Annotated in this window: 26 protein-coding genes; 12 read left to right on the top strand and 14 right to left on the bottom strand. The window is 73.3% G+C overall.

Going from position 1 to position 25,960, the window contains the following annotated elements; all coding sequences use genetic code 11:
- Window positions 1–139 precede the first annotated feature (139 nt).
- Window positions 140–1,717: a N,N-dimethylformamidase beta subunit family domain-containing protein gene (locus tag HS99_RS16570; RefSeq protein ID WP_370863260.1), complete on the bottom strand. Its 1,578-nt coding sequence runs from the start codon at window positions 1,715–1,717 to the stop codon at window positions 140–142.
- A gap of 367 nt (window positions 1,718–2,084) precedes the next feature.
- Here HS99_RS16570 and HS99_RS16565 point away from each other — a divergent pair, with 367 nt between their 5' ends.
- Complete coding sequence (locus tag HS99_RS16565; protein WP_094742930.1) at window positions 2,085–3,986, top strand: APC family permease; 1,902 nt, start codon at window positions 2,085–2,087, stop codon at window positions 3,984–3,986.
- A gap of 25 nt (window positions 3,987–4,011) precedes the next feature.
- Here the strand turns inward: HS99_RS16565 and HS99_RS16560 are convergent, their stop codons facing one another.
- Window positions 4,012–4,281, bottom strand: a complete 270-nt coding sequence (locus tag HS99_RS16560; protein ID WP_030284570.1) for a GlsB/YeaQ/YmgE family stress response membrane protein — start codon at window positions 4,279–4,281, stop codon at window positions 4,012–4,014.
- Between the two features lie 265 nt (window positions 4,282–4,546).
- Between HS99_RS16560 and HS99_RS16555 the strand changes: the two genes are divergently transcribed.
- Window positions 4,547–4,912: a hypothetical protein gene (locus HS99_RS16555; RefSeq protein WP_030553031.1), complete on the top strand. Its 366-nt coding sequence runs from the start codon at window positions 4,547–4,549 to the stop codon at window positions 4,910–4,912.
- Window positions 4,913–4,968: 56 nt separating this feature from the next.
- On the opposite strand, the gene HS99_RS16550 is transcribed toward HS99_RS16555, so the two are convergent.
- Together HS99_RS16550 and HS99_RS16545 are read right to left on the bottom strand one after the other, a co-directional pair.
- A complete protein-coding gene (locus HS99_RS16550; protein WP_030553029.1) occupies window positions 4,969–5,769 on the bottom strand; it encodes a HEAT repeat domain-containing protein in 801 nt (266 codons plus the stop codon).
- 50 nt (window positions 5,770–5,819) lie between these two features.
- Window positions 5,820–6,545, bottom strand: coding sequence for a TetR/AcrR family transcriptional regulator (locus HS99_RS16545; protein ID WP_030553027.1), 726 nt, complete (start codon window positions 6,543–6,545; stop codon window positions 5,820–5,822).
- A 112-nt stretch (window positions 6,546–6,657) separates the two neighbouring features.
- Here HS99_RS16545 and HS99_RS16540 point away from each other — a divergent pair, with 112 nt between their 5' ends.
- Entirely contained in the window at window positions 6,658–7,869 is a 1,212-nt protein-coding gene (locus HS99_RS16540; RefSeq protein ID WP_030553025.1) for an FAD-dependent monooxygenase, read from the top strand.
- Here the strand turns inward: HS99_RS16540 and HS99_RS16535 are convergent.
- On the bottom strand, window positions 7,853–8,443 hold the full coding sequence (locus tag HS99_RS16535) for a hypothetical protein (protein WP_141763739.1): 591 nt from the start codon (window positions 8,441–8,443) through the stop codon (window positions 7,853–7,855). The two genes, HS99_RS16540 and HS99_RS16535, sit on opposite strands and share 17 nt — an antisense overlap.
- Window positions 8,444–8,754: 311 nt before the next feature.
- Here HS99_RS16535 and HS99_RS16530 point away from each other — a divergent pair, with 311 nt between their 5' ends.
- Both HS99_RS16530 and HS99_RS16525 read left to right on the top strand, forming a co-directional pair.
- Window positions 8,755–9,384 carry a CBS domain-containing protein gene (locus HS99_RS16530; RefSeq protein ID WP_030284578.1) on the top strand — a complete coding sequence of 210 codons (630 nt, stop codon included), beginning with the start codon at window positions 8,755–8,757 and terminating at the stop codon, window positions 9,382–9,384.
- Between the two features lie 203 nt (window positions 9,385–9,587).
- Window positions 9,588–10,238, top strand: coding sequence for a LamG domain-containing protein (locus tag HS99_RS16525; RefSeq protein ID WP_030553024.1), 651 nt, complete (start codon window positions 9,588–9,590; stop codon window positions 10,236–10,238).
- 33 nt (window positions 10,239–10,271) lie between these two features.
- Here the strand turns inward: HS99_RS16525 and HS99_RS16520 are convergent, their stop codons facing one another.
- A complete protein-coding gene (locus HS99_RS16520; RefSeq protein WP_030284582.1) occupies window positions 10,272–10,643 on the bottom strand; it encodes a hypothetical protein in 372 nt (123 codons plus the stop codon).
- Window positions 10,644–10,867: 224 nt separating this feature from the next.
- On the opposite strand from HS99_RS16520, the gene HS99_RS42590 reads away from it, so the two are divergent.
- Window positions 10,868–11,263 (top strand): SHOCT domain-containing protein, encoded by a 396-nt coding sequence (locus HS99_RS42590; protein ID WP_046387148.1) that lies wholly within the window; start codon window positions 10,868–10,870, stop codon window positions 11,261–11,263.
- A gap of 92 nt (window positions 11,264–11,355) precedes the next feature.
- Here HS99_RS42590 and HS99_RS16510 read toward each other — a convergent pair whose 3' ends face one another.
- A complete protein-coding gene (locus tag HS99_RS16510; protein ID WP_030284587.1) occupies window positions 11,356–11,766 on the bottom strand; it encodes an organic hydroperoxide resistance protein in 411 nt (136 codons plus the stop codon).
- Window positions 11,767–11,950: 184 nt separating this feature from the next.
- Between HS99_RS16510 and HS99_RS16505 the strand changes: the two genes are divergently transcribed.
- From HS99_RS16505 to HS99_RS16495, 3 genes are all read left to right on the top strand, one after another.
- A complete protein-coding gene (locus tag HS99_RS16505) occupies window positions 11,951–12,424 on the top strand; it encodes a MarR family winged helix-turn-helix transcriptional regulator (RefSeq protein ID WP_030284589.1) in 474 nt (157 codons plus the stop codon).
- Window positions 12,425–12,709: 285 nt separating this feature from the next.
- On the top strand, window positions 12,710–13,282 hold the full coding sequence (locus tag HS99_RS16500; protein WP_050366341.1) for an RNA polymerase sigma factor: 573 nt from the start codon (window positions 12,710–12,712) through the stop codon (window positions 13,280–13,282).
- Between the two features lie 250 nt (window positions 13,283–13,532).
- A complete protein-coding gene (locus HS99_RS16495) occupies window positions 13,533–13,976 on the top strand; it encodes a hypothetical protein (protein ID WP_063737865.1) in 444 nt (147 codons plus the stop codon).
- Window positions 13,977–14,014: 38 nt separating this feature from the next.
- Here HS99_RS16495 and HS99_RS16490 read toward each other — a convergent pair whose 3' ends face one another.
- From HS99_RS16490 to HS99_RS16480, 3 genes are all read right to left on the bottom strand, one after another.
- Window positions 14,015–14,683: a GAP family protein gene (locus HS99_RS16490; RefSeq protein ID WP_030284595.1), complete on the bottom strand. Its 669-nt coding sequence runs from the start codon at window positions 14,681–14,683 to the stop codon at window positions 14,015–14,017.
- Between the two features lie 176 nt (window positions 14,684–14,859).
- Window positions 14,860–16,272, bottom strand: a complete 1,413-nt coding sequence (argG, locus tag HS99_RS16485) for an argininosuccinate synthase (RefSeq protein ID WP_030553018.1) — start codon at window positions 16,270–16,272, stop codon at window positions 14,860–14,862.
- 324 nt (window positions 16,273–16,596) lie between these two features.
- Window positions 16,597–17,400, bottom strand: a complete 804-nt coding sequence (locus HS99_RS16480; RefSeq protein ID WP_191898832.1) for a rhomboid-like protein — start codon at window positions 17,398–17,400, stop codon at window positions 16,597–16,599.
- Between the two features lie 264 nt (window positions 17,401–17,664).
- Between HS99_RS16480 and HS99_RS16475 the strand changes: the two genes are divergently transcribed.
- Window positions 17,665–18,417 (top strand): rhomboid-like protein, encoded by a 753-nt coding sequence (locus HS99_RS16475; protein ID WP_046386610.1) that lies wholly within the window; start codon window positions 17,665–17,667, stop codon window positions 18,415–18,417.
- Between the two features lie 183 nt (window positions 18,418–18,600).
- The gene (locus tag HS99_RS16470) at window positions 18,601–21,294 is read left to right on the top strand and encodes a hypothetical protein (RefSeq protein WP_030553012.1); all 2,694 of its coding nucleotides are present in this window, start codon (window positions 18,601–18,603) and stop codon (window positions 21,292–21,294) included.
- 191 nt (window positions 21,295–21,485) lie between these two features.
- Here HS99_RS16470 and HS99_RS16465 read toward each other — a convergent pair whose 3' ends face one another.
- From HS99_RS16465 to HS99_RS16455, 3 genes are all read right to left on the bottom strand, one after another.
- Window positions 21,486–22,124, bottom strand: a complete 639-nt coding sequence (locus HS99_RS16465) for a VC0807 family protein (RefSeq protein WP_046386611.1) — start codon at window positions 22,122–22,124, stop codon at window positions 21,486–21,488.
- Window positions 22,121–22,762 (bottom strand): TetR/AcrR family transcriptional regulator, encoded by a 642-nt coding sequence (locus HS99_RS16460; protein WP_030553010.1) that lies wholly within the window; start codon window positions 22,760–22,762, stop codon window positions 22,121–22,123. Before HS99_RS16460 ends, HS99_RS16465 begins: the two co-directional genes overlap by 4 nt.
- A gap of 101 nt (window positions 22,763–22,863) precedes the next feature.
- The gene (locus tag HS99_RS16455) at window positions 22,864–23,637 is read right to left on the bottom strand and encodes a class I SAM-dependent methyltransferase (protein WP_030284610.1); all 774 of its coding nucleotides are present in this window, start codon (window positions 23,635–23,637) and stop codon (window positions 22,864–22,866) included.
- 213 nt (window positions 23,638–23,850) lie between these two features.
- On the opposite strand from HS99_RS16455, the gene HS99_RS16450 reads away from it, so the two are divergent.
- Window positions 23,851–24,417 (top strand): hypothetical protein, encoded by a 567-nt coding sequence (locus HS99_RS16450; protein WP_030553009.1) that lies wholly within the window; start codon window positions 23,851–23,853, stop codon window positions 24,415–24,417.
- Window positions 24,418–24,541: 124 nt separating this feature from the next.
- On the opposite strand, the gene pdxR is transcribed toward HS99_RS16450, so the two are convergent.
- The gene (gene pdxR / locus HS99_RS16445) at window positions 24,542–25,951 is read right to left on the bottom strand and encodes a MocR-like pyridoxine biosynthesis transcription factor PdxR (protein WP_030553008.1); all 1,410 of its coding nucleotides are present in this window, start codon (window positions 25,949–25,951) and stop codon (window positions 24,542–24,544) included.
- Between the last annotated feature and the right edge of the window lie 9 nt (window positions 25,952–25,960).

Genomic DNA, 25,960 nt, shown 5'->3' with positions numbered 1-25,960 from the left:
CCTGCCGTCGCCGGCCGGCACCCCGTGCCGCACCGGTCGGTTGTCCTGGACGACCTGCGCTGCTGTCAGACGTGCGAGTGTAGCCCGGCTGCGGGCCCGCTCCCGCCCGGGGCCGGGCGCGCCGGGTTCCGGAGCCCCGTCACGCCGCGCCGTAGACGGCGGTCAGGTTGTCCCGGGCGGGGTGGGTGCGGCCGGCCGGGCCGGCGGCGAAGGCGCGCAGGACGTTCTCGGTGACCTTGCGGACCACGTCCCCCGCGTGGGAGTCGATGCCGTGGTCGGCGTTGCCGCCGCCGGGGCCGTTGGCGTCCAGGGTCTCGACCCAGCGCATGGTGCCGCTGGCGAAGACCCCGGCGCCGCTGGGGACGGTGTAGTACGCGGTGTCGGAGTGGGAGTGCCGGCCCTCGCAGACGACGGGGGAGTGGGCGATCACCTCGATCGGGCGCGGGGTGGGGAAGGCGGTGTCGACCCGGTCGTACTCGACGCCGACCAGGTGCGGGAAGGACGCCCCGGCCGTCACTCCGGTGCCCTCGAAGGCCCAGTGGTCCGGCGAGGTGACCACGTACGGGGCGTCCACCGGGTAGCCGTCGTAGATCACCCCGAGCATCGAGCTCTCCGGGTCGGCGCCCGGGCCGACCCGGAAGTCGGTGGTCGCCGGGGCACCTGCCTGGTGGCCCGGGTCCTGCGCCCAGGCGTCCTTGTAGCAGACCACCGTACGGTCCGGCCCGAGGTCGGTGGGCTCGAAGCGGATCCGGCGGAAGCAGCAGTTGGCGCCGAGGATCGCCAGGTTCGTCCCGGCGTCGCGGGCCGCGACCACGTTGGCGCGCTGTTCGGGGGACCAGTACTCGTCGTGGCCGAGCGACAGCACGGCGCTCGCCCCGTGCAGCAGTCCCGGGTCGCGGGCCACGTCGATCCCGGTGGTGTAGGCGAGCGGCAGCCCGAGCTTCTCGGCCAGGGCGACAAGCGGCGCCTCGTAGACCAGGAACAGTCCGGCGCCGTGGTCGTAGCCGTACGGCCGGTCGAAGACGACCCGCAGCGAGCGGGTGGCCAGCGTGCCGGTCGGGCCGTTGTAGAGGCTGTAGCCGCCCCACTCGTTGTAGGCCTGCCAGGTCGCGGGGGCGCTCATGACCACGGTCCGGCCGGCGGTGCTCGCCGAGCGGACGGTGAGGGGGACGTAGCTGCGGCCGGAGCCGTCCTCTGCGTCCAGGCGCAGCAGGTAGGCGCCCTCGGGCCAGCCCGCGGTGTCCACGGCGAGGGTGCGCTGCCAGCCGGTCAGCACGGTGCGGGTGGTCTGGTCCACGTGCGGGGCGGCCTGCCTCGTACCGGGGACGTGCTCGCGGCGCCAGACCAGTCGGGCCCGGGCGCCGCCGTACCAGCCCATCCGGTAGGCGGAGACGGTGAAGGCGGCGGCGGAGGTGGAGACGTGCAGGCCGAAGGACTCGCCGGGCAGCACGCTGACCCGGTCGGCGAAGCCCTCGACGGCGCCGGCCCGGCCGGGGTCGGCGATCTGCCAGTCGGGGTTGCCGGGGCGGGACTGCTCGTCCTGGGCGTCGCCCTTGAGGCCGGCGTGCTGGGCGTCGGTGGGCCCGGCGGTGCCGGGTGTGGCCCGGGTGCCGGGTGTGGGCAGCGGCGCGGAGTCCGGGTGCCGGCTGCCGCAGGAGGTGACGGCGGCCGCCATCAGGCCCAGGCCGAGGATCCTCCGCCGAGTCGGTTCCGTCACCGCTGCCTCCCTGTCGCTCCGTTGCCGCACCCGTGGGCGCGTCAACCTGCCGAGTCAATGCGCGCGGACATGTTTACCCCTTTCGAGAAGGTGCCTGGCACCGCCGCGCCGGAAGCCCTGATCACGGCCGGTCGGAGCCGCCACCCGGGAGGGCCGTACGGGCGCACCCCGGCGTGTCGGCCCGTGCGGTTGCCGGGCGGCCGAGGGCCGGTCACCTAGCCTGACCAGGCCCGCCGTCCGGCGGCCCGGGGGGCCGGAACCGTGTGGCGGCCGGCCGAAGTCGTGGACAGGGGTGCACGTGGTCTCGTCGGGTTCGGCCCAACCGGGAGCGGCTCCCCCGACGCGGGGTGCGAGGTTCCGGGCGTGGATGCTCGAAGGCCTCTCGGACATGGCCAAGCAGCACCCCGGCCCGCACGCGGAGGCGCCCCGGGAAGAGGGCGCGCACTGGTTCCGGGTCATGTGCCTGACCGGCCTCGACTACTTCTCCACCCTCGGCTACCAGCCCGGCATCGCGGCGCTCGCGGCCGGCCTGCTGTCACCGATCGCCACCATCGTGCTGGTGGTCGTCACCCTGTTCGGCGCCCTGCCGGTCTACCGGCGGGTGGCCGTCGAGAGCCCGCACGGCCAGGGTTCGATCGCGATGCTGGAGCGCCTGCTGTCGTTCTGGCAGGGCAAGCTCTTCGTGCTGACCCTGCTCGGCTTCGCCGCCACCGACTTCATGATCACCATCACCCTGTCGGCCGCCGACGCGACCGCGCACCTGATTGAGAACCCGCACCTGCACAGCGCCCTGTCCGGCAAGCAGGTGATGCTCACCTTCGTCCTGGTGGCCCTGCTCGGCGCGGTCTTCCTCAAGGGCTTCAGCGAGGCCATCGGCCTGGCCGTGGTCCTCGTCGCGGTCTACCTCGCGCTGAACGTCGTCGTGGTGGTCAACGGCTTCTGGCACGTCCTCGAGGAGCCGCACGTGTTCGGCGACTGGACGGACGGGCTCACCGCCGAGCACGGCAACGCCCTCGCGATGATCGGGGTGGCGCTGATCGTCTTCCCCAAGCTCGCACTCGGCCTGTCCGGCTTCGAGACCGGCGTCGCCGTGATGCCGCACATCGAGGGCGACCCGGACGACACCGAGGAGAAGCCCACCGGCCGTATCCGCGGCGCCCGGCACCTGCTCACCACCGCCGCCGTGATCATGAGCGTCTTCCTGATCGCCACCAGCCTCATCACGACCCTGCTCATCCCGACGGCGGCCTTCAAGAGCGGCGGACAGGCCAACGGGCGGGCACTCGCCTACCTCGCCCACGAGAACCTGGGCAGCGCCTTCGGCAGCGTCTACGACCTGTCGACCATCGCCATCCTCTGGTTCGCCGGCGCCTCGGCCATGGCGGGACTGCTCAACCTGATGCCGCGTTACCTGCCCCGCTACGGCATGGCGCCGCACTGGGCGCGGGCCGTGCGGCCGACGGTGATCGTGCTGACCCTGATCGCCTTCCTGCTCACCTGGCTGTTCGACGCCAGCGTCGACGCCCAGGGCGGCGCCTACGCGACCGGCGTGCTGGTGCTGATCAGCTCCGCCGCGGTCGCGGTCACCATCGCCGCGCACAAGGCCGGGGAACGGCGCTGGACCGTCACCTTCGCGGTGATCGCCGCGGTGTTCCTCTACACCACGGCCGTGAACATCGCCGAGCGCCCGGACGGCGTCAAGATCGGCGCCTGCTTCATCGCGGGCATCATGCTGGTGTCCTTCCTCTCCCGGCTCAAGCGCGCCTTCGAACTGCGCGTCACCGACGTGGTGCTGGACGAGGTCGCGGAGCGCTTCGTCCGGGACTACATGCACCGCCCGCTGCGGCTGATCGCCAACGAGCCGAACAGCCGGGACCTCGCCGAGTACCGCGACAAGCTCCGCCAGATCCGCCAGGACAACGACATCCCGGCCGAGGACGACCTGGTCTTCGTCGAGGTCACCGTGCGTGACCCGTCCGACTTCGAGGCCGAACTGACCGTGCACGGTGAGGTGCTGCACGAGCGCTACCGGGTGCTGTCGCTGCAGAGTTCCAGCGTGCCCAACGCGCTGGCCGCCCTGCTGCTGCAGGTGCGCGACCTCACCGGGCAGCAGCCGCACATCTACTTCGAGTGGACCGAGGGCAACCCCTTCGCCCAGTTCCTGCGGTTCTTCCTGTTCGGGCAGGGTGAGATCGCCCCGGTCACCCGGGAGGTGCTCCGCGAGGCGGAGCCCAACCGCAGCCGGCGGCCCGCGGTGCACGTGGGCTGAGCCGCCCACCGCGGTTGCGCGTCGCTCAGCGGGGTGGGCGGTTCCTGCTCCAGGCCGGCGCCACGAGGGCCACCAGGGCGACGGCGAAGGCGAGTTGGAGGATGTGGCGGATCCAGTCGATGCCCGAGGTGTGGCGGACGCCGATCCAGCCGGAGACGGCGTTGCCCAGCAAGGCCCCGGCGGCGCCGAGCAGCATGGTCAGCCACCAGGGGATCGACTGCGGCCCGCGCAGGATCAGCTTGGCGAGGACGCCGAGCACGAAGCCGATGAGCAGAATCCACAGGAGCTGGAACATCGCGGTCCCTTCCCGGCGTCGCCGGCCCGTACCAGCGCGCCGAATCGCCGAAGACGCGGTTCTCCCATGATCACCTGGTCCGGCCGAACGGGCACCTCGGCGGGAGTCGTTGCAGGTGAGGCCCCGGCGGCGACCGGTCCGCGGCGGGAAGGGGCGAGAACGCGCCGCCGGTGGGGCCGGAAACGTACTGTCCGAAGGGTGCTTCGTGTCGATAGGAATGGCTCCTGGCGCGGACAGGCCGCGTCGCCCGAGAAGGAGCCGCCCCGTGACCCGACTTCGAGCCGCCGCCCTCGCCCTCGGCTGTAGCGCCGCCGCACTCACCCTCACCATGGGCACCGCCCAGGCGGCTCCAGGCAGCACCAGCACCATGTGCTCCTCCTCGCTGACCCCGGCCGGCTTCGTGGACGTCCAGTGGTGGAACAGCGCGGGGTGCGGTTCCGGGTTCAACCCGAACACCAAGAAGATCATGGACCTCACCGGTTACCCGGTCGGCACCGTGCTCAACGCCTGCGCCTCGACCTGGCCGCCGGCCGGCTGGACGATCGTCAGCAGCTACTACAGCTCCGGCTGCCAGTACTCCGCCGTGCCGAGCTTCGACAAGAACTCCTGGCAGCTGAAGCGCGTCTCCTGAGCCGGAATCGCCGGCGAGTCCGGAGCGCTCGGCGGATTCGGAGCGCTCGGCGGATCTCAGAGCGCCCGGACGTCCTCGACGGCCTCGCGGACGTCCAGGTGCGGATCGGCGGCGAGGCCGTCCAGCAGATCGGCGACGCCCGGCGTGGACCAGCCCTGCACCGCCCAGACCAGCTCCCGGCGGACGGTCGGGTCGGGGTGGGCGGCCAGCGGGGTGAGGCGTTCCAGCGGGCCGCGACGGCGCAGGCCGAACCAGTGCAGGGCGGCCCGTAGCGTGTCCGGATCGCCGGGCTCGCCCGCCGCCTCGATCCGGGCCAGCAGGACGGGGACGGCCGGTGGCGGCCCGTCCAGCGGGTGCGGATGGCGCTCGCGCAGCCGCCGGCCGCCGTACTCGCCGCGGATGCGGCAGCCGAAGCAGGTGCAGGGGCGGGTGCCGTGCGCGCCCGGGAGGTAGCGCCAGCCCGCGACCTGCGGCACCGCGCGGACCCGGTGCACCTCGCGGGCATCCACCGCGCGCGGCACGACCACCTCCCAGCCCCGCGGGTCCGGCAGGGCAGCGATCCGCGCCACCGCCTCGGCGGCGGTCAGCCACCGCTGGGCCTCCTCGGCGCGGTCCCGGTAGTGCCCGACGAGCACCTGCTGGGCGTCGTCCAGGCGGACGTGTACCGCGGCCAGTGAGCCCTTCGGGCCGAACCGGGCCAGCTCGCGCAGCCACTGGTGGGTGAGGGTGTAGGAAGGCAGCACGGGGAAGCAGTACACCCCCCGCACACCGCCCTGGCCCCGGCTGTCGGCCCGGATCCCGGTGCGGCGGATGCGCGGCGTGTTCGCCGTGGCGGTCAGGTGCACGAACATCGCCATGGCAGCGGATGGTAGCCGCCCGTGCGGCGCCGGTTCGACGCGTTTTCGGGTTACGCCTCCGTTCCCCGGTTCGTGCGGCGGCCGATCAGGGCGGCCAGGCCGTCCAGGATGCGGGCCAGGCCGAAGTCCAGGGCCTGGTCGCGCCCCTCCGGATCCGGATCGGCCATCGCCGCGGCCACCGCGGGGAAGCGGTCCGCGTGGCGGTGCACCACCGTGCCGAAGGCGGCGAGGAGCTGGGCCTCGGGGGAGCCGTGCGGGCCGGTCGCGCGAGCCTGCACCGCGATGCTGCGCACGTGCCCGGAGAGCAGTACGGCGGCGTCCATCCGCTCGGCGCCGGTCAGCCCGTGGCCGTCGAGGGCGGCCACCACCCGCTCCAGCCAGGCGAGTTCGTTGGGGCCGGGCACCCGGGGGCCGAGGGTGGCGTCCAGCAGCCAGGGGTGCCGGGCGAAGGCGTCCGCCAAGTGGCGGGCCCAGGCGGTGAGTTGTTCCCGCCAGTCGGGGGCGTCCGGGGCCGCGGGCGGCTCGCCGACCGCCGACTCGACCATCAGCGCCACCAGTTCGGCCTTGCCGGGGACATAGCGGTAGAGCGACATCTTGGTGAAGTCGAGCAGCCCGGCCACCTTCTGCATGGAGACCGCGCCCAGCCCCTCGGCGTCCGCCACCTCGACGCCCGCGGCGGCGATGCGCTCCAGGCTGAGGGCGGGCTTCGGCCCGCGGGTCGGCCGGGTGGGCCGGTCCCAGAGCAGCCGCACCGTGTCGTTCGCCGCCTCGCCCATCTTCCGCTCCCGTCCCGGGGGTTGTCCGCCCGCGCGAACTGCGTCTACCGTACACAGCAATGAACTGTGTCCATTGGACACAGTTATCAGATCCACGGACGGAGTGGTTTCCATGAGCGCTTCCCCGCACACCAGGGTGCTGATCTCGGGCGCGAGCATCGCCGGCCCCGCCCTGGCCCACTGGCTGGGCCGGTACGGCTTCGAGGTCACGGTCGTCGAACTCGCCCCGGCCCTGCGCGGCGGCGGGCAGAACGTCGACTTCCGGGGGCGCACCCACCTCACCGTGCTGGAGCGGATGGGCGTGCTGGAGGAACTGCGCACCCTCGGCACCGGCGGCAGCCCGATCACCTTCGTGGACGAGCGGGGGCGCCGGTTGCTGCACCTGCCGGCCGACTTCGCGGGCGGCGAGCTGGAGGTCCCGCGCGGGGAACTGGCCCAGGTGCTGTACCGCCACGGCAACTCCCGCGCCGAGTACGTCTTCGGCGACTCCGTCGAAGCCCTGGAGGAGACGGCGAGCGGCGTGCGGGTGGCCTTCCGGCACGGCGCGCCGCGCGAGTTCGACCTGGTGATCGGCGCCGACGGGCTGCACTCCACCGTGCGGCGGCTCGCCTTCGGCCCCGAGCGGCAGTTCGTCCGCCACCTCGGCTACTACGCGGCCACCTGGGAACTGCCCAACGACGACGGCCTGCCGGTCGGCGGAGTCGCCCTGAACGTCCCCGGCCGGCTGATGTCCGTCGGCGCCGACCACCGCGACCCGGCCGGCGCGGGCGCCTTCTGCCTCTTCGCCTCGCCCGAACTGCGCTACGACCGCCACGACGTCCGGCAGCAGAAGGCACTGGTCCGCGCCGCCTTCGACGGCCTCGGCTGGCGGGTGCCGCAACTGCTCCGGAGCCTGGACGCCGCGCCCGAGCTGTACTTCGACTCGATCAGCCGCGCGGACGTCCCCTCCTGGTCCACCGGCCGGATCGCCCTGCTCGGCGACGCCGCCTGCGGCGCCACCATCGGCGGAATGGGCACCGGGACCGCGGTGGTGGCCGCGTACGTGCTGGCGGGCGAGCTGGCGCTGGCCCGCAGCGACCACCGGGCCGCCTTCGCCCGGTACGAGAAACGGCTGCGCGGCTACGCCGAGGGCTGCCAGAAGGGCGGGGACCGGACCGGCCCGTTCCTGGCTCCGCACACGGCGGCCGGGCTGCGCCTGCGCAACGGGCTGCTCAACCGGCGGTGGGTGCTGAACCGGATGCTGGAGCTGGGCAAGCAGGTGTCCAGCCTCGAACTCCCGGACTACGAAGCCCTGTTGGCCGGCCGGGTCAATGCGGTGGGTTGAGCCGGCTGCCGTTGTCGAGCAGCGCCTCGACCCGGACGGCGGCCCGGGCGGGCCGCTCGACGGCGAGGGTGCGGTCCGGGGCCGGGCGGTCGACGGACCAGTCCGGGCCCCTGACGATGAGCCGGGTGACCCGTCGGCTGCCCGCCGCGAGCAGGTACTCGGCGCCCTGCGGGGAGCGCCACCACGTCCAGGCCACGGTGTCCTGCTCGAACCGGCTGCACGAGCGGCCCGGGCCGCCGCCGGTGCGCTGCGGGCCCCGGGCCGAGGGCAGCAGCACGGCGGTGGCCGCACTGCCCTCGCCCGTCCAGCGGTCGGCGCGCAGGCAGAACCAGGCCGCCGAACCCGCGTTCTGGGGCAGCGGCTGCACGGCGAAGGCCCAGAGGTTGAGCTGCTTGACGCCCGGGGTGCCGTCCGGCACCGCGCAGCCGGCCCGCGCCCAGGCCTGCAGGGCGTCCTGGGCGGTGGCCTCTCCCAGCCGGCGGTAGTGGCGCACCAGCACGGCCTCCGCCTCCGCCACCGGGCGGGCCCAGCCGCTCCGGGCCACCGGTGCCGCGCCCAGCGTCCGTACTGCCAACGGGCCCTCCCGGTGCCGCCAGTGCTGTCATGGTGGACGGTTCAACGAGTCGATCATGTGATGGTTGCGCCGTACGGGGGGGGTGAGGTGTCGCCGGGAGCGCGGAGGAGCGACGGCGCGGGCGGATGGTTCGTCGGGGAACTGTTCGATGGCCGGGGCCCTTGGTCCCACCCGTTCGGCCCCTTGGCCTCTGGCGATCCGCGCGGCCGGAGGCCATGCTTCCGGTACCGGCCCGGACGATCCGCGCCCGGTCGGACCAGCATCGTTGGACGAGGTGAACCGGCGTGCCGCATGCCACCGTCGAATCTGTGATGACCAGCCCCGTGGTCCGGGTCGCCCCCGAGACCGGGTTCCGGGAGATCGTCACGCTGATGACCGAGTACGACATCACCGGGGTGCCGGTAGTGGACCCGGACGGACGGCCGCTCGGGCTGGTGTCGGAGGCGGACCTGCTGCGCACGCTGGCCGCGCAGGAGGACCCGGCCAGCCTGCTGCCCGCGCCCGAGTCGGCGCAGGTGGGTCACGGCGGCGAGGTCACCGCAGCGGACCTGATGACGGCCCAGCCTGTGTGCACCACGCCCGACACCAGTGTGGTGGCGGCGGCCCGGCTGATGAGCCGGCACGGGCTGAAGCGGCTGCCCGTGCTGGACGAGGAGGGGCGGGTCATCGGGATGGTGAGCCGCGGGGACCTGCTGCGGGTGTTCCTGCGCGAGGACCGGGTGATCCGGCGGGAGATCGTCGAGGAGGTGCTCGGCCGGATCGACGGGGTGAGCCCGGCCGAGATCGGGGTGGAGGTCGACCAGGGCCGGGTGGTGCTCAGCGGCAGCGTGCCCGAGGCGCACCTGGTACCGATCGTGTTGAACCTGTGCCGCGCGGTGGACGGGGTGGTCTCGGTGACCGACCGGCTCCAGGCCGGGGGTGCCACCGCGTCGATCGGCTGATCGTCCGGTCGCCCCGGCGGCCACGCGAGCCCAGGCAGCCCCGGCCTCCCCGGCTGCTCCGTTCACCCCGCTCGTCCCGCTCGTCCCAACCCGCCCCGGACTGCGGAGGACCGGTTCGCATACTGCGGAGCGTATCGGGGAACTCACCCTGTGTGCCCGGCGGTTCGAGGCTGCCGGGGCGCCGGAGCAATGGGGAGGCGGCCGTGGCGGTCGTGTTCGACGCTGACTTCACTTCGACCAGGCAGTGGATCGCCGGGCGCAGCAGTGCGTACCCCCGGATGGGGCCGACCAACCGGAGCGACCACAAACTCGACTACCTGAGCAACGAGTACTGCCCCGGCGGGGTGTTCACCGCCGTACGGCGCCGCACCGGCGGGCTCTGGACGTGCAACCTGCTGACCACCGAGGGCAGTCCGGAGGGCTTCCAGGTCCGCACCGGGGACGTGCTCGCGACGCGGGTCACGCTGCCCCGCGAGGTGGGCGCCTGGCCGGCGATCTGGACCTGGCGGGACGGCGGCAACGAAGTGGACTTCTTCGAGTACCACCCGGACAACCCGGACCTGCTGGAGATCTCCAACCACGTGCGGGGAGGCTTCCGTTACTGGCACGGGGGTGGCGTCGGGATCGGCCCCGGTGCGAGCTTCGGTATGCGGGTGGTGCTCGGCGCGAACTCGGTGGACTGGTACGTCCAGGACGAGCTGGTCTACGCGGACCTGCACGGCGTCGGGGCCGGTTGGCACGCTTACCTGATCGTCAACCTGTCGGTGTCGGACGGTACCTACCACGAGCGGCCGCCGTTCGGCGGGCCGGAGCGGTTGAGCTGGGTCTGCCACAGCCTGACGGTCGAGCGCTGACGGGGGCTCGGCAGGGGCTCCGCAGGGTGCGCCTCAGGGGGCGAAGGCTGCGGTGACCGGGCCGCCCGGGCCGGAGCGCTGGAACCAGACCGCCCGGCGGTGCGGGCCGATGTGCGCGGGGTCGGTGACGTACAGGTCGTCGCGCGGAGCGCTTTCGTTGCCGGGGGCCAGCGCGGCGTCCACGGCGCGGTCGGCGAGTGCGCGCAGCAGGGCGGCGGCGGTCGCCTCGGCGGCGCTGGGGGCGATGGCCAGGGCGGCGAGTTCGGCCCAGAGCGCGGTGGACACGTAGGCGATCGGGGAGTGGTTGAGCGCCGGGTGGGGGCGGCCGTCGGCGTGGCGGCGGAGCACTCCGGCCGCGACGAGCTGCTCGGGGGAGCGGTGGTCGTCGGGTGGGTGGTGGCTCATGGGCGGCAACGCTACCCCGGTGAACGGGGTGGCATTGCAGGAACGTTTTCTCAGGCTTTCTTCACGGCGCTTTGACCGGTCGCGGGCGCACGATGGTGATAAGGCGCTGATCACCCCGGGCGGTGCGGCAGCCCTGCTGTACGGCGGTCGGCCCTCACGGCACCCAGGGTGATCCCGGTGCCGAGCACCTCGGCGGGCCCGGCGGGTCGGAGGAGGAGGTCCTGATGAGGCACTGGCACGGGCACGGCTTCGGGCCCGGATACGGAGGGCCGGGCGGCTGGGGCATCGCCGTCATGGCGATCGTCACGCTGATCGTCCTGGTGGTGCTGGTGCTCCTGGCCGTCGCACTGTTCCGGTACGTCTCCCGCTCGCGGCAACCGATCGCGCACGGCCCCGGCGCCGTGGGTGTCGGGCCCGGCGCGCCGCACGGCTGGGCGCACGGCCCGACTCCGGAGCAACTGCTCGCGGAGCGGTTCGCGCGGGGCGAGATCGACGCGGAGGAGTACCGGCACCGCCGGGAGACGCTGCGCTCGCCGGACGGGCCGAGCGGGACGAGTGGGCCTGGAGAGGCTGGTGGGCCGGATGGCCCCAGCGGGGTAGGTGGGCCGAGCGCGGGCTGACCGGGGTCGGCCGGGGCTTCGGAGGGGCGGGCGAGGCCCGCCGCACGCGGAGTGCGGCGGGCCTCGGTGCGCGATCGCCCCTGTCCTGCCCGTTACTCGACGACCAGCTCGACCGGGATGTTGCCCCGGGTGGCGCGGGAGTACGGGCAGACCTCGTGCGCCTGCTTGACCAGCTGCAGGCCGCTCTCGCCCGCGAGCGCGTCGGGCAGCTCGACGCGGAGCACGACGGACAGGCCGAAGCCGGCGTCGTCCTTGCCGATGGACACCTCGGCGGTCACCGAGACCTCGCTGGTGTCCACCCGGGCCTGCCGGCCGACCAGGCCGAGGGCGCTGGCGAAGCAGGCGGCGTAGCCGGCCGCGAACAGCTGCTCGGGGTTGGTGCCCTGGCCGCTGCCGCCAAGCGCGGGCGGCATCGCGAGGGCGAGGTCGAGCTGACCGTCCGAGCTGACGGCGCGGCCCTCGCGGCCGTTGGCGGTGGCGACTGCGGTGTAGAGCGCGTCCATGGTAGGTCCCTTCGTGGTGCGCGGTCCGTGGTGCGTGGAGGTGCGCGGGGGCGTGCGGAGTGGTCGTGCTTCGGCGGCGGTCGGGCCTTCGGTCGAGGTCCGGCTGCCGACCGCTCCATAAGTAGAGCACGCTATTCAATTGCGCACAACTCAATTGCGTAACTGTGATCGGTACCATGGGGTCATGACCACGCTCCCCGGCATGGCGGACGAGGAACTGCTCCGCCTCGACCAGCAGATCTGCTTCTCGCTCAACGCGGCCTCGCGCGCCTTCGGCGGCGTCTACCGGGTCCTGCTCCGGGATCTCGGACTGACCTATCCGCAGTACCTGGTCATGCTGGTGCTCTGGGAGGACGGCGAGCTGCCCGTCAAGCGGATCGGCGAGCGCCTGCGGCTCGACTCCGGCACCCTCTCCCCGCTGCTCAAGCGACTGGAGACGGCCGGACTGGTGCGCCGGGAGCGCAGTCAGGAGGACGAGCGGTCGGTCACCGTCACCCTCACCGCCGAGGGGTCGGCGCTGCGCGGGCGTGCCGGACAGGTGCCGCGCCGGCTGCTCGCCGCGACCGGGCTGCCGGTCGAGGACCTGGCGGCGCTGCGGGAGCTGCTGGACCGGGTGACCGTCGCGCTGGACTCGGCGGACGTGGAGCCGGCGCCGTAGCCGTGGCCGTGGCGGGCGCCGATCGTGGCGGGGGCGCCGCAGGGCTTGTCAAGCCGGTCTCCAGCGAGGTGTGATCTGGGTCACGTGCGGCCGGTCGGGTGTCGGTCCGCGAGTGCGAACGGGCAGGTCAGCGGCGCTGTTCGAAAGTGAACGGAAATCTTCGCCAATTGTCCGCCCGATCCGGTCAACAACCCGCGCCTCCCGGACGGTTACACCACGAGCCCCCAGAGGGCCGTCGGCGTGCCACCCGGTGGGCCGGCCAGCTGACCCAGGAAGGGGGCGCGTGTGAACACTCCCGGGCCGGGCGAGGAGCGGAGCCTGCGGGCCGACCCGCTCGACGACCTGCCGAACGACTTCGAGGCGTTCTTCACCCGCGAGAACACCGGCTACCTCCGCTACGCCCAGCAGCGTCTGCGCCACCGCGAGGACGCCCAGGACGCCGTGCAGAACGCCGGCACCACGCTCTACAAGAACTGGCGCCGCGCCCTGGCCAGCGAGGACCCGCAGGCCTTCGCCTTCAAGATCGTCAAGGACGCGGTGATCGACGTCCTGCGCGAACGCCGCCGAGCCGAGCGCAAGCGGCTCCGGGTGATCGCCCAGCGCCGCCCCGACACCAGCCAGGACGAGCTGGAGGAACTCGCCGAGCTGGACGCCCTGGACTGGGCGATGGACGAGCTCGCGCGGGCCGCGCCGATCCAGGCCGACGTGGTCCGGCTGCGCCAGTCGGGCCTGTCGTACCCCGACATCGGCCGGTCGCTCGGCATCGCGCACACCACCGCCCGCACCTACTACAGCCTCGGGCGGCGCCACCTGGAGTACCTGCTGGAGCACCCGGACGACGGCGGGCAGGCCACATGAAGGTCGCCGCGCTGCTGCACGCGCACGCCGCCGAACTGCACCAGGAGTTCCGCGACCACGATCCGGCGGCCTTCACCCGTCGGCTGGCCGAGCGGCTGGCCGACGCCCGGCGGGCCGTCCCGGCCGGGCGTGAGCGCCCCGCCCGGCCGCCCACCGTCGCCCGGCCGCGCACGCCCTCGCGGCCGGGGACCACCCCCGGACCGCCGGGCGCTCCGAACTGCGGCGCGACCTGCGGCACCTGTGCGCGGGAGTGGCCGGAGCGGCGGAGCCGGGAGAGCTGGCGCTGGACCTCGAACTCGCCGAGAAGGCCGCCTTCCGGACCCTCGGCTGCATGCTCTACGGCATGGGCCGTACGGCGGACGCGGTCTTCTGGTGGCGGATCGGCGCCCAGTACGGCGACCAACTGGCCGTCCACTGCCTGGCCGTGCACTACGCCGCCGAGGGCGAGCTGCGCGACGCGGCCCGCTGGGCAGCCGAGGCCGAGGACCTCAGCGCCCCGGGCCGGCTGCCGGAGTTGGCCCCGCAGGCCCGTCCGGGCTGCGCCGCCGAGCTGGCCCGGCTGCTGGCGGAACGGTACGACGGGGAGATCCTGCTGACCCTTCGGGAGGCGGTGGCGGCCCGGACGGGGGCCGCCGACGCCGGGCCTCTGGGCGTCCGGGCGGTGCGGGGGCGGGGGGTGACGCGGATCCGCTGAGGGGGAGCGGGCAGGCCCCGTGCGAGTCCGTACCGGCCCTATGTGAGTCCGGAGAGGGCGCTGCCGAGGTAGTCGGCGCCGAGCACGATCGGGACGGCAGTCATGATCGCCGCATTGTGCGCGGCCGTCCAGGCGCGCCACTCGCCGAGGGCGCGGACCGAGCGGTCGGCACCCCGGAGCTGGACGGCGAGTGGCAGGAGGGTGCCCAGCGAGCCGATCAGCACCAGGACGGCGGCGGCCACGGCCATCGCCCCGGGGGCGGGCCGGGCGGCGGCGATCGAGGCGGCCCCGCCGACGGCCGGGAGCAGGGTCCTGGGAGGGGACACGACCAGCGCCGCGGCGAGCCCGGCGGACCTGATGGGGGTCAGGCGATCGATCCCCAGCAGCCAGGCCGGGGGCGCGGTGACGTGCCCGGGGCGGGGACGGTCGCGCCACTGCTCGGCCGCCAGCAGGAGCAGTGCGGCGCCGAGGACGAGCTTCAGCCAGGAGCACCAGGTCGGAGCGCCGTCCGCCGGGTTCAGTGCGCTGCCCGCCACCAGCACCGGCGCCACGACCACTGCCAGGCCGAGCACCCAGCCCGCGGTGAACGCGAGCCCGTTGGGTCGGCCGCGTGGCGAGGCGAGGATCAGGAGCACGGCGATCAACGGCAGCGGACTGAGCGCGACCGCCACCGCCGAGGCCAGCACCGGACCGACCGCCTCACCCATCCCCGGACCTGCCTTCCCGTCGGCGGGCGCCGTCCGCCATTCAGCTACGTCCGGGGGCGGGGCGCACGACCGGGTCGGCCGTTCGGGTGAGGGTCGGCTGCGGAGGAACGGCCGGGGGCCGCCGCACCGGTGCGGTGCGGCGGCCCCCGGGACCGGCTGGAACGGGCGACGCCCGATCAGTCGGTCCCGGACTCGATCGCCGCGTGGTCCAGCGCGGTGGACTCCGCCTCGTGGCCGTTGCCCGCGGCGATCGGCGCCGCGCCGCCCGGGGCGAGCTCGCCGATCAGGCCGCTCCACTGCGCCAGCTGGCCGTGGCCCGCGTACAGCTCCAGCTTGCTGCGGGAGTCCGCGATGTCCAGGTTGCGCATGGTCAGCTGGCCGATCCGGTCGTCCGGGACGAACGCGGCGTCGACGCTGCGCTCCATCGACAGCTTCTCCGGGTGGTAGCTGAAGTGCGGGCCCTGGGTGTCGATCACCGAGTAGTCCTGGCCGCGCCGCAGCCGCAGCGTGACGCTGCCGGTGACGGCCTGGCCGACCCACTTCTGCAGGCTGTCGCGCAGCATCAGCGCCTGCGGGTCGAACCAGCGGCCCTCGTACATCAGGCGGCCGAGGCGCCGGCCCTGGGTGTGGTAGGTGGCGATGGTGTCCTCGTTGTGGATCGCGTTCAGCAGGCGCTCGTAGGCGATGTGCAGCAGCGCCATGCCGGGGGCCTCGTAGATGCCGCGGCTCTTGGCCTCGATGATCCGGTTCTCGATCTGGTCCGACATGCCCAGGCCGTGCCGCCCGCCGATCCGGTTGGCCTCGTGCACCAGCTCGACGGCGTCGCCGAACTCACGGCCGTTGATCCGGACCGGGCGGCCGAACTCGAACTCGACCGTGACGTCCTCGGTCTGGATCTCGACGGCCGGGTCCCAGAAGGCGACACCCATGATCGGGGCGACGATCTCCAGTGAGGCGTCCAGGAACTCCAGCCGCTTGGCCTCGTGGGTGGCGCCCCAGATGTTGGCGTCGGTGGAGTAGGCCTTCTCGGCGGAGTCCCGGTACGGCAGGTCGCGCTCGGCGAGCCACTCGGACATCTCCTTGCGGCCGCCGAGCTGGTCGACGAACGCCTGGTCCAGCCACGGCTTGTAGATCCGCAGGTTGGGGTTGGCCAGCAGGCCGTAGCGGTAGAACCGCTCGATGTCGTTGCCCTTGTAGGTGGAACCGTCGCCCCAGATGGATACGCCGTCCCCCTGCATGGCCCGCACCAGCAGGGTGCCGGTCACGGCGCGGCCGAGCGGGGTGGTGTTGAAGTAGGTCTGCCCGGCGGAGCGGATGTGGAAGGCGCCGCAGGCGAGGGCGGCCAGGCCCTCCTCGACCAGCGGGGCCCGGCAGTCGATCAGGCGGGCCTGCTCGGCGCCGTACGCGCGGCCGCGGGCCGGGACGTCGGCGAGGTTCGGCTCGTCGTACTGGCCGATGTCGGCCGTGTAGGCGTAGGGGACGGCGCCGTGCTCGCGCATCCACGCGACCGCGACGGAGGTGTCCAACCCACCGGAGAATGCGATGCCGATCCGTTCACCGACCGGCAGCTTGCTCAAGACCTTCGACATGCATGCACCCTTGACCCACCCGCGCGGCGCGGGCTCCTGATTTAGCGACGTGTGAGGGGATTCGGCCTGTTTGATCCGATGCCCGCACTCTGGCATAGATTTGCAGAGTACCGCAAGAGCATACGAACGCGTCGGTCGGGGCGGTCGCTTGGGAAGGCGTTCTGGGCCGCCCGGTGGACGGGCCAAGTCGGAGGATCGGCAGGGGGGTTGGGGGCCGAATGTGGGACGGGCCGGACTCCCGGGGATGGGGTCCGGCCCGTCCGTGCTGCGGCGGTGCGGCGGTGCGGCGGTGCGGTGGTGCGGTGGGGTGCGGTGGCGGCGTGGTCAGGGGGTTCGGCTCGGTTCTCGGCGGTGCGGTCCCTGGCGGTGCGGCCGCGGCGGTGGCGTTCTCCCGGGGTGCGGGCGGGCGGCGCGGGCCAGCAGCCAGGGCGAGCGGGAGGCGAGAACGCCCAGCCCGAGGGCCACCAGGTGCCCGGCGTCCGCCAGTTGCTGGTCCGCCGCCCAGGCTCCGGCCAGTGCCAGGGCGAGGGCCGGCAGGCCGTACCGGCGCAGCGCGGGCGGGCCCAGGGCCAGCAGGCAGCCGGCGGTGGCGACCAGTCCGTAACTGATCCCCACGTCCCGCGCGCGGGAGAGCGCGCCCGGGATCCGGGCGACCAGCATCACCCACATGGCACCCTCGGTGAGCAGGGTCGCGCCCACGTGCCCGGAGGCGAAGACCGCGCCCGCACGGGTCGGGCCCCAGCGCCACTCGGCCAGGCCCAGGACCACGGCGACGGCGGCGATGCCCGCCCAGGCCGGGACGCCGTCGACCACCAGACCACTGGTGAACAGCGACCACCACTTGCCGACTTCCATGTGGTGGACGTTGCTGCTGTTGTGCCGGACGAACCGGGCCCGCTCCGCGTGGCCCTGGGTGGCGAGCCAGGAGGCGACGGCGGTCAGCAGAAGGACGTAGACCGTGGTGAGCCGCAGACGGACGGCCGTCGCGGTGGCGTTCGCTCTCAGGGCGGCCGTTCTGGAGGGAGCCCCGGCGGAGGCTCCGGAGACCGGACGCCGGGCGGCAGCCGCCGGGCCGGCGTCGGTGGGGTCGGTGTCGGTCGGCCTGGTCGTTCCGAGGCGGTCCCTCATCGTGGCTGGCGCCCTCGCTGTGCGGTGTCCGGTGCCCGGCGGCTCCACGGGCGGCCGGAGAACCAGCCTATGCCAGTTCCCGAGGGCCGCCGTGGCGACGGTCCTCGGCCGGTACCCTCGGCGGTGCCCGGAGGCGGGCGGAGCAGGGGTCGGAGGTCGAAGCGGAGGCGGGGCGGGATCACCCGTACGGGTCGTCGCGGCGGCGGGCGGAGGCCGGTGCGGGCGAGGGTGAGGGGGAGCGTCGGGACCGTCGAGGAGGCGCCGATGAGCGGCAGCGCCACCAGGGTGCCGCGGGCGTGCCGGGGGGCCTGGTGGGCGCGGGCGGCCCGGGCGGTGTGGCGCTACGTCCGGCGGGCTCCCGGCACCTACATCTGGCTGGCGATCCTGCTGGCCACCACGGAGGTGATCCGGCACGTCGACGCGGCGACCGCGGACCGCATCCTGGAGCGCCGCTCGACCAATCTGCACCACCTCCAGGTCTCACCGGTCCGGGTGCTGGCGACCAGTGCGCTGTGGATCGCGGGCGGCGGCTGGCTGGGCTACTTCGCGCTCTACAACCTCTTCCACGTACCCGCCGAGCGCTGGCTGGGCACGCTGCGCTGGCTCTCGGTGGCGGTGCTGGCACACGTCGGCGCGACCTACCTCAGCGAAGGCGTCCTCGGCTGGGCGATCCACCGGGGCCTGGCGGCGCCGAAGGCGGTCTACACGCTCGACTACGGCGTCAGTTACGCGCTCGCCGGGGTGGTCGGGGTGCTCACCTACCTGGTCGTGCGGCCCTGGCGGTACCTGTACCTGGCGGGGGTGCTGGCCGTGTACGTCCTCGGCCTCCACCAGGGCCGGGACTACACGGGCATCGGCCACCTCAGCGCAGTCCTGATCGGCCTCGCCTGCTACCCGTTGACCCGGGAGCGCCCGGGAGAGTTCGACCCGGTCGCCTCGGCGCGTGCGCTCCGGCGGTGGTTGCGGCTGCGACGGTGGCTGCGGCAGCGCTCGCGTCCGTGGCCGGGGCGGGGATGACCGGACATCGGATTGTGGCGGGTGTCGGGCATTCCGTGAATGCCAACTGTTGTAGACGGTAAGGGTCTTAACCGTTTCTTACCGTAGGGACCTTCCCCCGACGGAGCGCACCGAGCAGGCTTGGCCCCCTGTTTCGCCGGGGCCGCGTGACCGCGCGGCCGGCCACAGGGGAGGACCGCACTCGTGCCCATCAGGCAACACCGACGGCTGCTGCTGAGCGCCGTCACGCTCACCGCCCTCGGACTGACCACCAGCCAGGCGCTCGCCGCGCCGTCGGCGCCGTCCGCACCGCAGCCCTGGCAGGTGCGGCACCAGGCGGACATCGGCAAGCAGCACGCGAAGAAGACCGGGGCCACCACCACCCGGTCGACCTTCAGCCCCAAGGCCGACTCGGGGGCCGGGGACGGTGGCGACGAGGCGGAGAACTCCGCCGAGGGCGTGGCCCAGTACACCGAGGCGCGCACCGCGCCGGGCGTCGTCGCGCCGGGTGCGTACGGTGCGGCCTGGTCGCAGCTCCAGTCGATGCCGCACACGGACGGCGACTGGAAGCACGTCACCGACGAGCCGTACAACTCGGACGACCCGCGCTACCGGGACGTCAACTCCAACTCCAGCGGCGGCGCCGGGCTGGTGACCGGCCGGATCACCGGTATCGCGGCGGACAGCAACGGCTACGTCTACGCGGGCGGCGCCAACGGCGGCGTGTTCCGCTCCCGCACGGGCGGCGGGCACTGGGAGCCGATCGCCGACAAGCTGCCGACCCTGTCGACGGGCACGCTGAACCTGGACGAGGGCGGGCGGCTCTGGTACGCCACCGGCGAGTCCAACACCGGCGCCACCTCGTACGTCGGCACCGGCGTGTACGTGCTGGCCGATCCCCAGCACGGCAAGTTCCAGCCGGGCAACCGGGTGGGCGGGTCGGAGCTGGAGTCGACCATCATCCACGCGCTGCGCTTCGGCGGTGGCAAGGTATGGGCGGCCACCAGCCGCGGGGTCTGGAGCCACTCGACGTCGGATCTGTCCGGCCCGTGGAAGCTGGAGTTCGCACCCAACCCGGACTACCTGCCGGGCGGTTCGAAGGCCAAGGACGCGAGCGCGCCGTACAAGAACATCGCCAACGACATCGCGATCGACCCCAGGGACCCGTCCAAGGTGATCCTGGCGGTCGGCTGGCGTGGCGGTGACACCTACAACGGTTTCTACGGCAAGGCCGCGGACGGCAGTTGGCAGCGGGTCTCCTCGCTCGGCGATCTGCCGACGGACGCCGCGAACGTCGGCAACGTCACCTTCGCGCGCTCGGCGGACGGCTCGCGCTACTACGCGATCGACCAGTCGCCGGACGTCGCCGCGCACAACCCGGACACCGGCCTCAAGGGCATCTACGTCTCCAAGTCCGGATCCCCGTACGGGCCTTGGGTGCTGATCGCGGACAAGGACAAGCTGAAGGGCTCCGGCTCCGCGCTTCAGGACCCGGGTTACCAGCCCGGCATCCAGTCCTGGTACAACCAGTCGCTCCAGGTCGACCCGGCAAACCCGGACCACGTCTACGCCGGTCTGGAGGAGGTCTTCGAGACCACCGACGGCGGTGCCAAGTGGGCGACCGTCGGGCCGTACTGGAACAACGGCTTCCCGTGCTGGAGCATCGACCCGACGAAGCAGACCGGTGACTGCTCGCCGACCGTGCACTCCGACCAGCACGCCGTCGCCTTCGGCAGCTACCAGGGCAAGGTGAACGTCTACGTCGGCAACGACGGCGGCATCTACCGCCGGCCGGGCAACGGGCAGTTGGACGCCTGGGGTCACGGCAAGGACTGGACGTCGCTGAACGACGGCACCATGGACACCCTGCAGTACTACTCGGTCGGCGTCGGCAAGGACCCGGCCGACAAGTCCGGCAAGGGCGTCATCGTCAGCGGTGGGTTGCAGGACAACGGTGAGTCGATCCTGCGCGCCCACGACAAGGTGATGGGCTCCAACTTCGGCGGCGACGGCGGCGACACCATGGTCGACCCGGCCAACGGCTGCAACATCGCCGAGGAGTACGTCTACCTCGACATGTGGGTCACCCAGAACTGCGCCGTGAACGACGGCAGTTGGACGAAGGACCCGAGCAAGGCCACCTCCTACGAGGTCGCCCCGCCGGACAAGGACTCCAGCGCCGCCAGGTTCATCGCCCCGATGACCAGTGACCCCAAGGACACCAACACCTGGGTGGCCGGCGGCCGGCACGTCTGGGTGCAGCACAAGGGGTACGCGATCCGCAGCGGCAGCGAGTGGACCTCCGCCTACGACCTGGGCGCCGGGCACGTCGCCACCGCCGTGGCCACCGTCAACGGTACGGTGTACGCGGGCTGGTGCGGCCCGTGCAACAACCAGGGCTTCAGCCGGGGCATCGCGGTCGGCAACACCGACGGCACCGGCTGGCACCAGCTCAACCTGCCCGTCGACGGCACCGTGCCCAACCGCTACATCTCCTCCTTCGCGGTGGACCAGAACGACGCCCAGCACGTCTTCGTCGCGATCAACGGCTTCTCGCGGACCTGGACCGAGGGCCCCGGCGCGGGCAACGGCCACCTCTTCGAGACCCGTGACGGCGGCGCCACCTGGACCGACGTCTCGGCCAACCTGCCCGACGTCCCCGCGACTTCGGTCAAGCTCCTGCCGAACGGCGGCCTCGCCCTCGGCACCGACCTCGCCGCCTTCTACCGCGCGCCGGGAGAGAGGAACTTCTCCGTCCTCGGCCGCAACCTGCCCACCACCGCGGTGGCGCAGCTGAAGACCGGCCCCGACGGGCGCCTCTACGCCGCCACCTTCGGCCGAGGCATCTGGTCGATCAACCCGAACGAGCTGTCCGAGGACGACGACAGCCAGGGCTGACCGTCCGCTCCGTTCCGGTGCCCGGCCCGCTCCCGAGGAGCGGGCCGGGCACCCGGCGTTTCCGCACGGGTGAGCCCGGTGGCCCGGTGCCCGGTGGGCGCGTGGACTGGCGAGCGGCAGCGGCCTCGAGTTCCGTCCGCCGCCGGTCGACCCCCGGGGCGGGGCGTCGGTCGAGGGAGGGTCCGTCCCGCTCAGGCGCGCAGGCCCTGGCGCTTGGTGTAGGCGAGGTGGAAGAGGAACAGCGGCACGGCGATGACCGGCCAGCAGGCCTGCATGGCGGCTGGCGCGGCGTCGACCGGCAGCAGATGGGCGAAGACGAGCTGGGCGAGGGCGTTGAGCAGGCTGGCCGCGCCCCAGACCGTGGTGAGCACCCGGAGTCCGCGGCGGAAGGCGGCGTCCTGGTGCCAGCGCCCCTCCCAGGCGCGCAGCCCGTCCTCGCCCGCTTTGACCTGCACGAACGAGCGGAAGAGGACCATCAGGGCCGGTCGTCCGTAGCCGACGGAGGCGAGCAGCCAGACGCCGATCAGTCCGCCGAGCATGCCGGTCCAGGCCTCGCGGACCAGCAGGGTGCGAGGGTCGCCGGTGAGCGTGGAGAGGAGGAGCCCGAGCCCGATCATGCTGAGGATCAGCAGGGCGAGGAAGTCCACGCGGCGGGTGCGGATCAGGCGGACGACGACGGTGGCCGCCGGTACCGCGGCCGACCAGAGCAGGGACCACCACTGGTCGACGCCGGCGAGGCGCAGCCCGTAGTAGACCCCGAGCGGCAGGACGAGGTCGAGCAGCAGGGGTAAGAGGCCGGCGGTCCGGCGCGGAGCGGTGCGGACGGTCATGACGCGCCTCCGTTCGCGGTGGCGAGGCCGAACAGGGTGACCAGTTCGCGCCCGTAGGCACGCGGGTCGAAGTCGTCGCCCACGGCGAGCCGGTTGGCGGCCGCGTCGATCGAGGCGCGGATCGCCATGGCCATGGCCTCCGCGTCGAAGGGCCGGAAGGCGCCGCTGCGCTGGCCGTCCCGCAGGTGCTGCACGAGCAGGGCGACGGGGGTGTCGAAGCCGGCCGCGCTGACCAGCGGACTGCCGTCCTCCCGGCGGGCGTTGGCGAGGACGTCCACCAGCGCCCGCACCTCGACGGGGTGTTCCGCCAGGAAGTCGAGGTTGGCCTCGATGTAGGCGGCCAGCATCGCGGCGGGTTCGTGCTGGGCGCGGACGCGCGGCTGCATGGCGACCCGCGCCTGCTCCTGGACGGTGTCGACCAGGGCCTGGAAGAGGTCCCCCTTGTCGTCGAAGTGGTAGGAGATCAGCCGCACGCTGGACAGCCCGGCCCGCTTGGCGATCTGTGCGAACGAGGCCCGCGCGTAACCGAGTTCCGCGACGGTCTCGATCGCCGCGGTGACGATCTGGGCACGCCGGGCGTCGGTGACGAAGGTCCGGCCGCTCTCCGGAGCCGCGGCGTCCTGAGGATTTACTCGCATGAGTAAAAAGTAACACGGACCGGCAAAACGAAGGGCGCAAAAACACCCCGCCGTCCCGTGAGGGGCAGGCCGGCGGGGCTGCGCGGGGAAGGAACGGCAGGTCAGGGCGCCCGGGCGATCAGGAGGGGCTGGAAGAAACCGGTGGCGTCGGGCTGCTCCCAGTCGGCCCCGACGAGGCCCGCCTCTGCGGCGAAGGAGCTCAACTGCGCCTGGCCGAGCGCCCAGTAGCTGGAGCGACGGACCGTGACCCGCCACTGCGCGGCGTCGTCCGGCAGCAGCTGGAACAGCTCCAGGTCGTAGTGCTCACCGTCCTCCCGCCAGTGCCAGAGCTGGAAGACGACCGACCGCCGGCCGTCCCGCTCGGCGGTCTGCGGCGGGGTGGAGGCCGGGCGGTCGCGGCGCAGCCGGTCGTACGGCCGGGTGGAGACCAGCAGCAGCCCGCCCGGTCGCAGGACCCGGCGCATCTCGCCCAGCGCGGCGCGGACGTCCTCGGCCGTGAGCAGGTGGGGCAGCGCGTTGTCGGCGCACACCACGACGTCGAAGCGCCCGTCCGGGAAGGGAAGCCTGCGCATGTCGGCGGCAGCCGCGGGCAGCCGCAGCCCGCGCCCGGCGGCCTCGGCGGCGGCCCGGGCGACAGCGACCGGGCTGAGATCGGTGCCGGTGACCGCGTGGCCGAGCGCGGCCAGGCCGATCGCCTGGGTGCCGATGCCGCACGCGCAGTCCAGCACCTCGGCGGGGGCCTCGCCCAGGCGTGCGCGGATCAGGGCGTCCAGCGCGCCGCCCTGACGGGCGAGCGAGGCGTCCCAGTCGGCGTAGAGCAGGTGGTAGTCGCGGGCGAAGTCGTCGTAGAAGCGGCCGAGTTCGGAGCTGGTCATGGCGTCGGAACCTCCACGGGCGGGGCAGGGGTAGCGGGCGACATAGGCGTTGAAGGCCGTGCGCCGTCTGCCGGGCGACATCGGCAACGACCCGTGGCCGAGCGGCTCGCCGGCTTCTTCGTCCGTCATGACGGCTATCCTCACCCGGACGCATTGACACGGAGTACCTGTTTTTCGAGGCCGCGGTTCCGGACCGGAGGAAAGGTGCGGCCCGTGGAACGGATACCGGACGAGGACCAGTTGGACGGGCTGCGCCCGCTGCTGGAGTCGGGCGAGGCCGTCCTCGGTTACGAGCCGGACGGGCCGGCCGGGCCCGGGCAGGGCTTCGCCGACCGCTGCTGGGTGCTGCACACCCTGCGAGTGGACGGGCGGCCGGTGCGCTGGGCCGAGGCGCTGGCCGGATCCGGGCGGCGCCTCGCCGATTGGCCGTTCACCCTGTCGTATCTGGTGTTCCGGGATCCGGTTGCCCTCGTCGGCGAGGTCGAGCTCCCGCGGATCGGGGAGCCGGACCGTGACTGCCTCGTACGGCTGGTGGAGGTGCTGGCCCGGCACAGTGCCGACGGGCAGGCGACGGACTGCCGCTTCGCCTCGGCCGCGATCGAGGACCTCCTGCGGCCGGTGACGGCCCATCGCGGCCGACTGGACGAGGCCGTGGCCCACTACGACGCCTGGCCGGAGGGCAGACAGTTCCCCGCGCACTGGTGGCCCTCGGACGGCTCCTGGTTCGTCCTCACCAACTGGGACCTCAGCGCCCCCGCGACGGTTCGAAAAGTACTCTGACCTGCGAAGGTGAAGTGCCGGACCTGGTGCTCGTCCAGTCAGCAACGTGCCCTCGATGTGCCGTCCCGGGCCGAAACGCTAGCACGCGGTCGAAGTCGGCGGTGTGGGCCACGGGGCCGGCACGCTACGGCCGACCGGTGAGCAGGTGGCCGACCGCCGCGATGCCCTCGGTGATGGCTCGCTCGCCGACGTTGCCGAAGCCGAGGACGAGTTGTGCGGGCGTAATGGTGCGTGAGGCACGGCAGGTGCTGATGCCGTAGAGGCCGACGGACCTGGCGCGGGCGGCGGTGACGATGTGGTGCTCGTCTGCGCCGGCGGGCAGGTGGGCGACGGCGTGGAAGCCGGCCGCGAGACCGGTGACCGGCAGCTCGGGGGCGTGCTCGGCGAGCGCGGCGAGCAGGGCGGCGCGGCGGGCCGCGTAGGTGGCGCGCATGCGGCGCAGGTGGCGGTCGAAGCGCCCGGACTCGATCAGCCTGGCCAGGGCGAGCTGGTCGAGCGTGGGCGTGCCGCGGTCGCTGCGGTGCTTGCGCTCGGTGAGCGGTTCGACCAGATCGGCCGGGCAGACCATCCAGCCTATCCGCAGGGCCGGGGCGAGGGACTTGCTGACGGTGCCGAGGGAGATGACCCGGTCTGGCGCCAGGCCCTGGAGCGCGCCGACCGGTTCCCGGTCGTAGCGGAATTCGGCGTCGTAGTCGTCCTCGATGACGATCGCGTCGCGGTCCCTGGCCCACTCGGTCAGGGCCAGTCGGCGCTCCGGGGTGAGGGCGACGCCGGTGGGCCACTGGTGAGCGGGGGTGACCACGACGGCGCGCGCGTCCGTCGCCGCCAGCGCGCTTACATCGATGCCGTGTTCGTCGACCGGTACGGGAATCGCCCGAAGCCCTGCCACCGCGGCGGCGTCGCGGACGGTGGCGGGTGAGCCGGGGTCCTCGAAGGCCACCGTCCGCGCGCCGCCGTCCGCGAGGACGCGCAGGGCGAGGCCAAGCCCCTGGGCGTAGCCGTTGCAGACGACGATGTGCTCGGGGTCGGCCGCAGCCGCGCGGACCCGGCGCAGGTATCCGGCGAGGACCTCGCGGAGGCCCGCGCTGCCGCGCGGGTCGCCGTAGTCGAACTCTGCCGTCGGCATGGCATGGGCCGCCTCGCGCATGGCCCAGAGCCAGTCCTGGACCGGGAAGGAGCCCAAGTCCGGTACGCCCCACCGGAAGTCGGCCACTAGGTGCGAAGCGGTGCTTCGCGGCCGTGCTGCGCCGGGCGGTGCTGCGGCGCCGGCCGCCACCCGGGTGGCGGAGCCGGGGCGGGTCACCAGGTAGCCCTCGGCCAGGAGTTGGGCGTAGCACTCCTGCACCAGCCCGCGTGAGAGGCCGAGCGTGCGGGCGAGTTCCCGGGAAGACGGCAGCCGTTCGCCGACGTGCAGGCGGCCGGCGCGGATCGCGTCCCGCAGCCCGTGCTCCAGCTGCGCGCGCAGCGGCTGGCCGCTGGTCCGGTCGACGGCCAGCAACAGCTCGGGCGGGGAACTGGACCACTCCAGGGGCATGGAACTGGA

This window comes from Kitasatospora aureofaciens (genome assembly GCF_001188955.3).
GTDB lineage: Bacteria > Actinomycetota > Actinomycetes > Streptomycetales > Streptomycetaceae > Kitasatospora > Kitasatospora aureofaciens.
This window is presented reverse-complemented; position numbering and strand designations above follow the sequence as displayed.